10 protein-coding genes are annotated in these 13,495 nt (G+C 61.1%); 9 read left to right on the top strand and 1 reads right to left on the bottom strand.

The genetic code is table 11. The annotated features are described in order from the left end of the window. Positions 1-533 precede the first annotated feature (533 nt). From KJY40_RS25830 to KJY40_RS25870, 9 genes are all read left to right on the top strand, one after another. Positions 534-1,934: a polynucleotide adenylyltransferase PcnB gene (locus KJY40_RS25830; protein WP_230733552.1), complete on the top strand. Its 1,401-nt coding sequence runs from the start codon at positions 534-536 to the stop codon at positions 1,932-1,934. Positions 1,935-1,937: 3 nt separating this feature from the next. Beyond that, a complete protein-coding gene (gene folK / locus KJY40_RS25835) occupies positions 1,938-2,423 on the top strand; it encodes a 2-amino-4-hydroxy-6-hydroxymethyldihydropteridine diphosphokinase (RefSeq protein ID WP_230733554.1) in 486 nt (161 codons plus the stop codon). Positions 2,424-2,743: 320 nt separating this feature from the next. Then, positions 2,744-3,544, top strand: a complete 801-nt coding sequence (gene panB / locus KJY40_RS25840; RefSeq protein ID WP_039771642.1) for a 3-methyl-2-oxobutanoate hydroxymethyltransferase — start codon at positions 2,744-2,746, stop codon at positions 3,542-3,544. Further along, on the top strand, positions 3,541-4,401 hold the full coding sequence (gene panC, locus KJY40_RS25845) for a pantoate--beta-alanine ligase (RefSeq protein ID WP_230733556.1): 861 nt from the start codon (positions 3,541-3,543) through the stop codon (positions 4,399-4,401). The genes panB and panC overlap by 4 nt, the downstream gene beginning before the upstream one ends. A gap of 349 nt (positions 4,402-4,750) precedes the next feature. Beyond that, positions 4,751-6,415 (top strand): glucose-6-phosphate isomerase, encoded by a 1,665-nt coding sequence (gene pgi, locus KJY40_RS25850; protein WP_085612637.1) that lies wholly within the window; start codon positions 4,751-4,753, stop codon positions 6,413-6,415. A 114-nt stretch (positions 6,416-6,529) separates the two neighbouring features. Then, on the top strand, positions 6,530-8,467 hold the full coding sequence (gene acs, locus KJY40_RS25855) for an acetate--CoA ligase (RefSeq protein WP_230733558.1): 1,938 nt from the start codon (positions 6,530-6,532) through the stop codon (positions 8,465-8,467). 100 nt (positions 8,468-8,567) lie between these two features. After that, complete coding sequence (locus tag KJY40_RS25860; protein ID WP_230733560.1) at positions 8,568-9,584, top strand: class I SAM-dependent rRNA methyltransferase; 1,017 nt, start codon at positions 8,568-8,570, stop codon at positions 9,582-9,584. A gap of 133 nt (positions 9,585-9,717) precedes the next feature. Beyond that, complete coding sequence (locus KJY40_RS25865; protein WP_230733562.1) at positions 9,718-12,669, top strand: DUF748 domain-containing protein; 2,952 nt, start codon at positions 9,718-9,720, stop codon at positions 12,667-12,669. Next, positions 12,669-12,965 (top strand): DUF2845 domain-containing protein, encoded by a 297-nt coding sequence (locus tag KJY40_RS25870; RefSeq protein WP_230737763.1) that lies wholly within the window; start codon positions 12,669-12,671, stop codon positions 12,963-12,965. The genes KJY40_RS25865 and KJY40_RS25870 overlap by 1 nt, the downstream gene beginning before the upstream one ends. Before the next feature lie 165 nt (positions 12,966-13,130). On the opposite strand, the gene KJY40_RS25875 is transcribed toward KJY40_RS25870, so the two are convergent. After that, the gene (locus KJY40_RS25875; protein ID WP_230733565.1) at positions 13,131-13,487 is read right to left on the bottom strand and encodes a BON domain-containing protein; all 357 of its coding nucleotides are present in this window, start codon (positions 13,485-13,487) and stop codon (positions 13,131-13,133) included. Positions 13,488-13,495 lie beyond the last annotated feature (8 nt).

Here is a 13,495-nt window from a genome sequence, read left to right on the forward strand (position 1 = left end):
AGAACAATAACAAGCAATGCACAAGACAATAAAAATAAGACGAATCGACTCACGCACAATAAAAACAAGACGGCGAGAGGCGCAGCTAACTGATTCTTTTGGAGAGGCGTTGTATTTGGGGCCAGCCCCACGACCAGGCCGAGAACAACAAAAACTGTCTTAAGACAGAGCCTGTACTGGTTGGATCGCAAGATCACTGCAACACAGCGACCAAAGCAATCCGTTTGCTCTTGGCTCCCGATTGGGAGGGTCATGAAGGAAAAGCTTCATGGCGAGGGCACTCAACAAAAACAAGAAGCCCGAATCAATAATAAAAAGAGCACGCAACTACTTCTTGGGGAGCTTCGGCTCCCCTTGTAGTTTCTCCTTTACGGCAAATCCCCCCTTCTGACTCATCTTCACCCCCTCTAGCCTGCGGCTTGCAGCGCAAAACGGCAGCGTCCTACACCATCCCTCGACTAAATGCTAGAATCCCGGCCCATCATGCGGTCATTCTCTGGTATGGCCGAACATTCCTTCAAACAGTGCATCCCATGCTGAAGAAGCTGTTCCAGTCATTCCGAACTCCCCTGCGTCGTACGCAACACATCCGTAGCACGCCTGAAGTCCTCAACAGCGGCCAACATTCGCTGCAGAAGGCGCAATTCAGCCGTTACGCGGTCAATATCGTCGAACGTCTGCAGGGTGCCGGCTACCAGGCCTACCTGGTTGGCGGTTGCGTGCGAGACATGCTGCTGGGCATCACGCCCAAAGACTTCGACGTCGCCACCAGCGCCACCCCCGAGCAGGTTCGCGCCGAATTCCGCAATGCGCGGATCATCGGTCGCCGCTTCAAGCTGGTACACATCCATTTCGGTCGCGAAATCATTGAAGTCGCGACCTTCCGCGCCAATCACCCGCAAAACGAAGACGACGAAGACAGCAACCAGTCCTCGCGCAACGAGAGCGGGCGCATTCTGCGCGACAACGTCTACGGCACCCTGGAAGAAGACGCGCAACGCCGCGACTTCACCATCAACGCCCTGTATTACGACCCGGTCAGCGAGCGCATCCTCGATTACGCCAACGGCGTGCACGACATCCGCAACCACCTGATCCGTCTGATCGGCGACCCGAAGCAGCGTTACCAGGAAGACCCGGTGCGGATGCTGCGGGCCGTGCGTTTCGCCGCCAAGCTCAATTTCGGTATCGAGAAGCACACCGTCCAGCCGATTCGCGAACTGGCGCCGATGCTGCGCGAGATCCCGTCGGCCCGCCTGTTCGAGGAAGTGCTCAAGCTGTTCCTCTCCGGTCATGGCGCGATCACCTTCGAGATGCTGGTCGACCTGCAACTGTTCGCACAGCTGTTCCCGGCCAGTGCCGATGCGCTGGAACACAACCCGGAATACACCCACACGCTAATCAGCGAAGCACTGACCAACACCGATCTGCGGATCAAGCAGAACAAACCGGTAACCCCGGCGTTCCTGTTCGCCGCGCTGCTATGGCCTGCCCTGCCAGCCCGCGTGTTGCGTCTGCAAGAGCGAGGCATGCCGCCGATTCCGGCCATGCAGGAAGGCGCTCACGAACTGATTGCCGAACAGTGCCAGCGCATCGCGATTCCAAAACGCTTCACCATGCCGATCCGCGAGATCTGGGACATGCAGGAACGCCTGCCACGCCGCAGCGGCAAACGCGCCGACCTGCTGCTGGACAATCCGCGCTTCCGCGCCGGCTACGATTTCCTGCTGCTGCGTGAAAGCGCCGGCGAGCAGACCGATGGCCTGGGCGAATGGTGGACCGATTATCAGGACGCCAACGACAGCGAACGCCGCGACATGATCCGCGACCTCAGCGGTAAGGGTGATGACGCCAGTGGCGCACCGCGCAAACGTCGCCGCAGCAGCGGTTCCAAGCGCAAACGCGCCGGCGCACCGAGCGCCACGGGCGAATAAGGCATGGAACGCATCTACATCGGCATGGGCAGCAACCTGGCTGACCCGGCCGAACAACTGCGCAGCGCGGTCGACGCGCTGGGGCAATTGCCCGACACTGTACTGGTCGGTGTGTCTGCCTTCTACCAAAGCGACTCGCTGCTGCCGGGCCAACCGCGTTACACCAACGCGGTTGCCGCACTCGACAGCACGCTCGCCCCGCTGGATCTGCTCGATGCCTTGCAGGCGATCGAAAACGATCAGGGCCGCGAACGCCTGGAGCGCTGGGGCCCGCGCACGCTGGATCTGGACATTCTGCTGTTCGGTGATCGGCTGATCGACGAGTCGCGCCTGAAAGTCCCGCATTACCACATGCAGGAACGCGCGTTCGTTCTCTATCCCCTGGCCGAACTGGCGCCCGAAGATCTGCGTCTGGCCGATGGCCGTGCTCTTGCCGATCTTCTCGCAGCCTGCCCGTTCGTCGGCCTCGAACGCCTCTCCCAGGCCTGACACAAACCGCTGATGCGGGAGCCAACCGGCTCCCGCACTTTGCGTTCTTGTAGGACAAAAAACCCACAGATCAGGCCCGCCGGCCCGCTGAATCGCATCAGTAACGCCGGTAACACTCCCCGCGTAACAATGCGGTAACACATGCAATTGACTTCCTGAGGTCTCATCACGACTATAGGCGTCCCGCTGCCGCCAACCCGGCATACAAGGGCGCAATCCAGGCCTTATAAGCACGACAAAAGAGCGTGCGCCTGAATAGATGACGAATCACGCGCGTTACTCGCAGTAGTTTCCAGAGCGCCTGAACGAGGATTTCTTACATGCCAGCCATCACCCTGACCACGCTCCAGAGCCTCAAGCAGAAAGGTGAAAAGATCACCATGCTGACCTGCTATGACGCGACCTTCGCCCACGCCTGCAACGAGGCTGGTGTCGAAGTGCTGCTGGTGGGCGACTCCCTCGGCATGGTCCTGCAGGGTCACGACAGCACCCTGCCGGTGACCACCGCAGAAATGGCCTACCACGTTGCCAGCGTCAAACGCGGCAACTCTGATGCCCTGATCCTGGCCGACCTGCCGTTCATGGCCAATGCCACCCTCGAACAAACCATGACCAACAGCGCTCTGCTGATGCAGGCCGGCGCGCACATGGTCAAGGTCGAAGGCGCCTTGTGGCTGGCGGACTCGATCCGCCTGCTGGCCGAACGCGGCGTGCCGGTCTGCGCCCATATGGGCCTGACCCCGCAAGCCGTGAACATTCTCGGTGGCTATAAAGTGCAGGGTCGCAACGAGAACCAGGCACGCCAGATGCGCGCCGACGCGATCTCGCTTGAGCAAGCCGGTGCGGCCATGCTGCTGCTCGAATGCGTGCCGAGCGAACTGGCGGCTGAAATCAGTCAGGCCGTGAAGATTCCGGTGATCGGCATTGGCGCCGGCAGCGACACCGACGGTCAGGTGCTGGTACTGCACGACATGCTCGGTCTGTCGATCAGCGGCCGCGTGCCGAAATTCGTGAAGAACTTCATGCAGGGTCAGGACAGCATCCAGTCCGCGCTGAAGGCTTACGTCAGTGAAGTCAAAGCCACCACTTTCCCCGGGATCGAACACGGATTCTCTGCATGAACACCGTCAAAACCGTACGTGAACTGCGCGCCGCCGTGGCGCGCGCCCGCAGTGAAGGCAAGCGCATCGGCTTCGTGCCGACCATGGGCAACCTGCACAGCGGCCACATTGCCCTGATCACCAAGGCGACCCAGCGTGTGGACTTCGTGGTTGCGAGCATTTTCGTCAACCCGCTGCAGTTCGGCGCCGGCGAAGACCTCGACAAGTACCCGCGCACCCTGGCGGCGGATCAGGAAAAACTGCTGGAAGCCGGATGCGATCTGCTGTTCGCCCCGACCGTCGAAGAAATGTACCCCGACGGCATGGCCGGGCAGACCCGGGTCAGCGTGCCGCAACTCTCCGAAGGCCTGTGCGGCGCCAGCCGTCCGGGGCATTTCGAAGGCGTGGCGACGGTGGTCAGCAAGCTGTTCAACATGGTCCAGCCGGACCTGGCGATCTTCGGCCAGAAAGACTTCCAGCAACTGGCGGTAATCCGCGCGCTGGTACACGACCTGAACATGCCGATCCAGATCATTGGCGAGCCGACCGTACGCGCCGCCGACGGTCTGGCGCTGTCGTCGCGCAACGGGTTCCTCAGTGAAGAACAGCGCGCCGTGGCGCCGGTGGTCTATCGCACCCTGAGTGCCATTGCCGAGTCGATCAAGCAGGGCGAGCGCGACTTCCCTGCCCTGATCCAGGCGCAACGCCAGCAACTGGAAGCCGCCGGCCTGCGTCCGGACTACCTGGAAATCCGCCACGCCCTGACCCTGCGTCCGGCGATGGCGGAGGATCGTGACCTGGTGATTCTGGTTGCGGCCTTCCTCGGCACCACCCGGTTGATCGACAACCTGCACCTGAATCTCGATACCCCCGCCTGAACACCGGCAAACACTGTGGGAGCAACCCCGCTCCCACAGCGTTTGTACGCACTTCCAGACTGTATTGCTGAGCACCTGTCCATCGGGCAAACTGCCCGCCGTTCGACTCCACGCGATAAGCAGGGACTTGCTCGCATTACCCGCCGTCTGTCGGCTCCGACTGTTATCAATGTTAAAAAAGTACCGAAAACAGGTCAGACAAAGCCAAGACAGAACGCAGCGCTGGGTTTACTGTATTCGCCCTGCGCCAAAGTAATCGTGTCGACGCAGTTGCCCCCTCGCCCAAACATGGCGGGGAGGTCTTTTCAGAGTTCAAAAGGCCGTTCAAGTAAAAAGGAAAACCGCAGCGATGGCGTACTACCGCACTCCTCATGACGTTACCGCTCTGCCTGCCTGGCAAGCGTTGAAAGATCACCGCCAAGCCATGCAGGATTTCAGCATGCGCGAAGCCTTCAACGCCGATCCGCAGCGCTTCAATCAGTTCACTCTCAGCAGCTGCGGACTGTTTCTCGACTATTCGAAGAATCTGATCAACGCCGAGACCCGCAACCTGCTGGTGGGTCTGGCCAACGAAGTCGATCTCAAGGGCGCGATCAAGGCGCTGTTCGACGGCGAAATCGTCAACTCCTCCGAAGGCCGCCCGGCGCTGCACACCGCCCTGCGTCGCCCGGTCGGCGACAAGCTGTCGGTCAACGGTGTCAACGTGATGCCTGAAGTACACAAGGTGCTGAACCAGATCACCGATCTCGTGGGCCGCATCCACGACGGTCTGTGGCGTGGTTACACCGAGAAGCCGATCACTGACGTGGTGAACATCGGCATCGGTGGTTCGTTCCTCGGCCCCGAACTGGTCTCCGAAGCCCTGCTGTCCTACGCCCAGAAAGGCGTGCGTTGCCATTACCTGGCGAACATCGACGGCAGCGAGTTCCACGAGCTGACGCAAAAACTGCGCGCCGAGACCACGCTGTTCATCGTTTCGTCGAAATCGTTCAACACCCTCGAAACCCTGAAAAACGCGCAGGCCGCCCGTGCCTGGTACCTGGCCCAGGGTGGTTCGGAAGCCGAGCTGTATCGCCACTTCATCGCCGTATCGAGCAACAACGCGGCAGCCGTGGCCTTCGGTATCCGCGAAGAAAACATCTTCCCGATGTGGGACTGGGTCGGCGGTCGCTACTCGCTGTGGTCGGCCATCGGCCTGCCAATCGCGCTGGCCATCGGCATGTCCAACTTCAAGGAACTGCTGTCCGGTGCCTACACCATGGACCAGCATTTCCAGAGCGCGCCGTTCGAACAGAACATGCCGGTGCTGCTGGCCCTGCTCGGCGTGTGGTACGGCAACTTCTGGGGCGCGCAAAGTCACGCGATCCTGCCGTACGACCACTACCTGCGTAACATCACCAAGCACTTGCAACAGCTGGACATGGAATCCAACGGCAAGAGCGTGCGTCAGGACGGCACCGCGGTGTCGACCGACACTGGCCCAGTGATCTGGGGCGGCGTCGGCTGCAACGGTCAGCATGCTTATCACCAGCTGCTGCACCAGGGCACCCAACTGATCCCGGCCGACTTCATCGTGCCGATCGTCAGCTTCAACCCGGTCTCCGACCACCACCAGTGGCTGTACGCCAACTGCCTGTCGCAGAGCCAGGCGCTGATGCTCGGCAAGACCCTGCCGGAAGCCGAAGCGGAACTGCGCGACAAGGGCATGAGCGAAGACCAGGTGCAGAAACTCGCACCGCACAAGGTGATCCCGGGCAACCGTCCGAGCAACACCCTGGTGGTCGAGCGCATCAGCCCGCGTCGTCTCGGCGCACTGGTGGCGATGTACGAACACAAAGTCTTCGTGCAAAGCGTGGTCTGGGGCATCAACGCCTTCGACCAGTGGGGCGTGGAACTGGGCAAGGAACTGGGCAAGGGCGTCTACAACCGCCTGGTCGGCAGCGAAGAAACCGCGGCTGAGGACGCGTCCACCCAAGGCCTGATCAACTACTTCCGCGGCCGTCACCGCGGCTGATCCAGCCCTGAACACACCCCCTCGCCATGAGGGGGTGTTTGTTTACGGGTATTGAACCCTCACCGCTCTCGGCGCATCTTTATCCTTGTCGCACAACAAGAATAAGGAACCGTCATGTTCGATATCAGCACGTTCCCCAAAGCCGATGCCGTCCGCCGGGCTGCACAGTTGAGTCAGGACGACTACCAGCGCCTGTACCGCGAATCCATTGAACACCCCAGCACCTTCTGGGCCGAACAGGCCACCCGCTTCCTCGACTGGAGCACACCGTGGCAGACCGTCCAGCGCTATGACCTGAAGACCGGCGAAGCCGCCTGGTTTGCCGGTGGCAAGTTGAACGTCAGCTACAACTGCATCGACCGCCACCTGGAAACGCGCGGCGATCAGACCGCCATCCTCTGGGAAGGCGACGACCCTGCCGAATCGACACAAATCACCTACAGCAAACTCCATCACCACGTCTGCCGCCTGGCCAACGTGCTGAAAAGCCGTGGCGTGAAGAAAGGCGATCGGGTGTGCATCTACATGCCGATGATCCCCGAAGCCGCCTACGCCATGCTCGCCTGCGCACGGATCGGCGCGATTCATTCGGTGGTGTTTGGCGGTTTCTCCCCGGACTCCCTGCGCGACCGCATTCTCGACGCCGACTGCCGCACCGTGATCACCGCCGACGAAGGCGTGCGCGGTGGCAAGTTCGTGCCGCTGAAACAGAACGTCGACAAGGCCCTGCAGAGTTGCCCGAATGTCAGCACCGTCGTAGTGGTCGAGCGCACCCAGAACAAAGTCGACTGGGTTGAAGGCCGCGACCTCTGGTATCACCAGGCTGTGCGCGACGTCAGCGACGATTGCCCGCCGGAACCGATGGACGCCGAGGATCCGCTGTTCATCCTCTACACCTCCGGCAGCACCGGCAAACCCAAAGGCGTGCTGCACAGCACCGGTGGCTACCTGCTGCAAGCGGCGATGACTTTCAAGTACGTCCTCGACTACCGCGATGGCGAAGTGTTCTGGTGCACCGCCGACGTCGGCTGGGTCACCGGCCATAGTTATATCGTCTACGGCCCGCTGGCCAACGGCGCGACCACGCTGATTTTCGAAGGCGTGCCGAGTTATCCGAGCACTTCGCGGTTCTGGCAGGTGATCGACAAACACAAGGTCAACATCTTCTACACCGCCCCCACCGCCCTGCGCGCGTTGATGCGTGAAGGCGCCGGCCCCTTGCAGGAAACGTCGCGCGAAAGCCTCAGATTGCTCGGCAGTGTCGGTGAGCCGATCAACCCGGAAGCGTGGGAATGGTATTTCAACGTCGTAGGTGAACAACGCTGCCCGATCGTCGATACGTGGTGGCAGACAGAAACCGGCGGCATCATGCTCAGCCCGCTGGTCAGCGCCCAGCGGATCAAACCGGGTTGCGCCACCCAGCCGATGTTCGGCGTACAACCGGTGCTGCTCGATGAGCACGGCAAGGAAATCAAGGGCGCCGGCAGTGGCGTGCTCGCCATCAAATCGAGCTGGCCGGCGCAAATCCGCAGCGTGTACGGCGATCCGCAGCGCATGGTCGACACCTACTTCAAGCCCTACCCCGGTTACTACTTCACCGGCGACGGCGCCCGCCGCGACGAGGACGGCGATTACTGGATCACCGGGCGCATTGATGACGTGATCAATGTCTCCGGCCATCGCATCGGCACCGCCGAGGTGGAAAGCGCGCTGGTGCTGCACGACAGCATCGCCGAGGCCGCCGTGGTCGGTTATCCCCACGACGTCAAAGGCCAGGGGATTTATGCGTTCGTCACACCGATGAACGGCACCGAGCCCAACGATGAACTGAAGAAAGAACTGCTGGCCCACGTCAGCAAGGAAATCGGCAGCTTCGCCAAACCGGACCTGATCCAGTGGGCCCCGGCCCTGCCGAAAACCCGCTCGGGCAAGATCATGCGGCGGATCCTGCGCAAGATCGCCTGCAACGAACTCGACAGCCTCGGCGACACCTCGACGCTGGCGGATCCGAGCGTGGTGCAGGGCTTGATCGACAAACGCCTGAACCAGTAAGCGCAGCTGCAAGCGGCGAGCCTCAAGCCTGAAGCTCGCCGCTTGCAACCGAGTTGCTGCTAAACTCCCGCGCCCCGATTCCCTCCAGCAAGGCGCCCGCATGTCTTCCTTGAACCTGGCGCTGCGCGCCGCCCTCGATCAACGCCAGGATCTGCTCGCCGAGCTGCACCGCCAGGGCACCGACTGCTATCGGCTGTTCCACGGCAGCCAGGAAGGCGCCGGCGGCCTGACCATCGATCGCTACGGCCCGCAACTGATGGTGCAAAGCTTCCACCAGACCCTGGCGCGCGAAGACCTGCTGCAACTGCACGCCATGGTCAACCAGACCTTGGGCCTTGAAACCCTGCTGGTCTACAACGACCGCTCCCGTGGCAACTCGCGAATTGACCGTGAAGACAGCGTCTACCGCGCCGACGACGCCGCGCTGGCCGATCTGGTCGGCCACGAATGGGGCCTGAATTATCGTGTGCGTGGACGTCATGCCGGGCAGGATCCGCTGCTGTTTCTCGACCTGCGCAACACCCGCGGCTGGGTCAAGGATCACGCCAAGGGCAAAAGCGTGCTCAATCTGTTCGCCTACACCTGCGGCGTCGGTCTGAGCGCAGCGGCCGGCGGTGCGCGCGAAGTGTGCAACCTGGATTTCGCCGAGGGCAATCTGGCAGTGGGGCGCGAGAACGGTCAGCTCAACCCGCAACTGCCGACCATGGAATTCATCCAGTCCGACTACTTCCCGGCGATCCGCCAACTGGCCGGCCTGCCGATCAGTCAGCGTCGCGGGCAGAAACTGCCGAGCTATCAGCGCCTCGAACAGCGCCAGTACGATCTGGTGCTGCTCGACCCGCCCGCGTGGGCCAAGAGCGCGTTCGGCACCGTCGACCTGCTGCGCGATTATCAGAGCCTGCTCAAGCCTGCCCTGCTGACTACCGCCGAAAATGGCGTGCTGATCTGCTGCAACAATCTGGCGAAAGTCAGCATGGATGACTGGCGCGAACAGGTGCTGCGCTGCGCCGAAAAAGCCGGGCGGCCGGTGCGTGAATGGAGCGTGATGACGCCAGGTGCCGACTTCCCTTCGCAGGATCAACAACCGCCGTTGAAGACACTGATTCTGCAGCTCTGATCTTTGCCCCTGCAGGAACAGCCTTCGCAAGCGCCTACAGAAGTTGCAGACAAATCTGAACAATCCTGTCGCGCGCGATGTACTTCGGAACCGGAATCGCGTGCCATACTCCAAGGCACTCCGATTCAGACAGATGAAGCCGCACATGCCCAAAGGATTGATTCGCGCGATTGGCGCCCTGTTGACTGCCCTGGCCCTCTACAGCCTGCTGGGGTTCCTGATTTTGCCGGGCATTGCGCTCAGGGTGGTGAATCAGCAACTGGCCAACTACGCCACGGTGCCGGCGCATCTGCAGCGCATCGAACTCAACCCGTTCAGCCTTGAACTCACGCTGTGGGGCCTGGTGATCGGCGAGCCGGGCAAGGAACAGGTCGGCTTCGAACGTCTGTACGCCAACCTGCAACTCGACAGCCTGTGGACCAAAGCCCTGCATCTGTCCGACATCGAACTGGAAAAATCCAAAACCGAGATCCTGTTCGCCAAGGACGGCCAGCTCAATCTTCTCGGTCTGTTCAAGCTCCCGGCCAGCGAGCCTACCCCGGCCGACCCTGACGCCAAACCGTTTCCGCTGCGCATCGACCGTATCCAGCTGGCCGGCGGCAACCTGCACTTCGTGGATGCGCGCCCGAGCGAGCCTATCGAATTCGTTTACGACAAGCTCGATTTCGAGCTGAAAAACCTCAGCACCCTGCCCGAAGACAACGCCGACATGACCCTCGTCGCGATCGGCCCGGCCGGTGGGCAGATCGACTGGAAAGGCAATTTCAGCCTGGTTCCGATCGCTTCCGAAGGCACCCTCAAGATCACCGACGGCAAGATGAAAGCCTTTTGGCCTTATGTGCGCGACGCCGTGCCACTGGTGCTGGAAGAGGGTGTCGTCAGCCTGAGCACCGACTACAAGCTCAATCTGTCCAAGGAAACCGAACTGCTGCTGAGCAACGTCGCGGTCAACATCGCGCCGTTCGCCATCAAGGCGCCGGATGGACGCCCGCTGGCGAAACTCGAGCGTCTCGACGTCAGCGAAACCACCGTGGATCTGGCCAAACAGCAAGTGGTGGTCGGCAAGATCCGCAGCCAGAAACTGGAAACCTGGGCTGCGCTGGAAGCGGACGGACAACTGGACTGGCAGAAACTGTTCGCCAGCCAGCCATCGAAACCCGCCGCCAAAGCGGCTGCGGAACCTGCAAGCACACCGGCGGCCGCCGACTCGCCGAAACCCGAGCCGACCGCGCCGAGCAAGCCATGGCAAGTGCTGCTCAAGGACGTGCAACTGCGTGACTACAAAGTGCATCTGGCCGATCGCTCGGCAAAGCCGGAAGTCAATCTGGATGTCACCCCGCTGAACGTCGACCTGCAAAATTTCGACAGCCTCAACGGCTCGCCTTTCAACCTCAAACTCGACACCGGCCTGGGCAAGCAAGGCAAGATCAGCGCCGACGGCGTGGTCAATCTGGCCCCGGTCACCGCGCAGCTCAACGTGAAAACCCAGGACATCGACCTGCGGGTCGCGCAGTCCTACATCAACCCGTTCATTCGTCTCGAACTGCGCAGCGGCATGCTCGGCAGTGACCTGAAAGTGAACCTGAAAAGCACTGCCCCACTGGCCCTCAGCGTCACCGGTCGCGCTCAGGTCGATCAGTTGCACACCCTCGACACCCTGAAAACCCGCGACTTCCTCAAGTGGCAGCAAGTGGTGGTCGAAGGCCTGAACTATCAGCATGGCGACAGCCTGTCGATCGACAAGGTCAACCTGTTCCAGCCGTATGCGCGGTTCATGATCAACGATGACCGCACCACCAACATCGACGACCTGCTGATTCCGCAGCCGGCCGATTCCGGGGCGAAGACCGCCGCGGCGAAACCTGCGAGCAATGACAAACCGCTGGGCATTCACATCGGAGGCATCGCGATTAACGACGGCTCGGCCAACTTCGCCGACTTCAGCCTGACCCCGAACTTTGCCACTGCGATTCAACAGCTCAACGGCCAGATCGGCACCATCGACAGCCGTCAGGCGAAGCCCGCCAGTGTCGACGTCAAAGGCAAGGTCGACCGCTATGCGCCGGTGACCATCAAGGGCGCAGTCAATCCATTCGACCCGATGGCCAGCCTCGACATCGCCACCAGTTTCAAACGGGTCGAACTGACCACCCTGACGCCCTACTCCGGCAAGTTCGCCGGTTACCGGATCCGCAAGGGCCGGCTCAACCTCGACCTGCATTACCTGATCACCAAAGGCCAGCTCAAGGCCGAGAACAAGGTAGTGGTCGAGCAGCTGCAACTGGGTGAGAAAGTCGACAGCCCGGATGCCGTGAGCCTGCCGCTGAAACTGGCAATCGCCCTGCTCAAGGACGTCGACGGCAAGATCTCCATCGAGCTGCCGGTCACCGGCGACCTGAACAACCCGCAATTCAGCGTGATGCCGATTGTCTGGCAGACCCTGCGCAACCTGATCGTCAAGGCCGCCGCCGCACCGTTCAAGCTGATCGGTGGGCTGGTCAGCGGTGGTGGTTCCGAAGACCTCGGCACCGTGTCCTTCGCACCGGGTTCCAGTGACCTGAGCAAAGACGCCGAAGCGGCGCTGGTGAAACTGTCGCAAGCGCTGAAGGAGCGTCCGGCGCTGCGCCTGGAAATCGAAGGCACCGCGGCAAAAAGCAGTGACGGTCCGTTGCTTGCAGAACAGCGCCTGGAACGTGAATACCAGTACAACTACTACAAGATGCTCCAGCGCCGGGGCGACAAGGTGCCGGCACAGGCGTCGCTGATCCAGGTACCGGACAACGAAAAAGGTCCGCTGCTCGAGGGCATCTATCGCACCCGTCTGAAAACCCAGCCACCGGCCGAATGGAAGGATCTGGGCAAGGAAGAACGCACCGCGAAAATGCGCGCCGACGTGATCAAGTTCTGGAGCTCCAGCGATGTGCTGCTGCGCCAGCTCGGTCAGGACCGGGCCAGCAGCATCAAGGACTATCTGGTGGACAAGGGCCAACTGGCCGACGATCGTGTGTACTTCATCGACGCCAATCTCGGCGAAGCGGAGAGCGACGGCCGAGTGGTGACACAAATGCATCTGGACGCCGAGTGATAAGCCGCAAATGGTTGACTGCGCTGGGGCTGGCGTTGATCGTCAGCCAGGCGGCAGCGTCCGATACCCTGCGCTGCGGCAGCCAGTTGGTGAGCCTTGGTGACCGTGCCAGCGAGGTGCTGCAAAAATGCGGTGAGCCGGTCAGTCGTGATCTGCTCGGTTACAAGCGCAGTGCCAACCGTCGTGAAGAATTTCAGGTCGAGGAATGGACCTACGGCCCGAGCAACGGCATGTACCAATACCTGCGCTTCGAAGGCAATCGCCTGAAACAGATCAACAGCAAGCGCGGCAACTGATCTCCCCACTTTCCTGCCTCTGAAATAGAACAGGCCCCGACACATGTGCCGGGGCCTGTAATGGCCACATTCCGTGTGGCCGTTCGCATGAACTCTAAAGTGCGGCAGACGTATGGCTCGGCCCGCCTGTCGCGTCTTCTCCCGGTCCAGGCGAGAAGTCTTGCCTTACTCGGCTTTCAGGCCGTCAGCGGAGACCGCTTTCACGCCTTTGATTTTCTTGGCGATGGCAACCGCCATTTCTTTTTGCGAGTCGGTCACGGCAACCGTGGAGGACAGCGACACGACACCTTTGTTGGTTTCAACTTTGATGTCAGTGCCTGGAATACCTTTTTCGGTTACCAGATCCGCTTTTACTTTGGTCGTGATCCAGGTATCGGAAGTAGCTTCTTTCGCTTTGGTGACTTCACCGGCAGCCAGGGTCATTGGCGCCTGGGTGGCCTGAGTCGATTGGGCGAATGCGCCGGTGGCCATGGTCAGGGTCAGCGCGGTAGCAGCAGCGGCAGTGATAGCGAACTTCTTCATACGAGTAA

Origin of the sequence: Pseudomonas fitomaticsae, from assembly GCF_021018765.1 — a bacterium.
GTDB lineage: Bacteria > Pseudomonadota > Gammaproteobacteria > Pseudomonadales > Pseudomonadaceae > Aquipseudomonas > Aquipseudomonas fitomaticsae.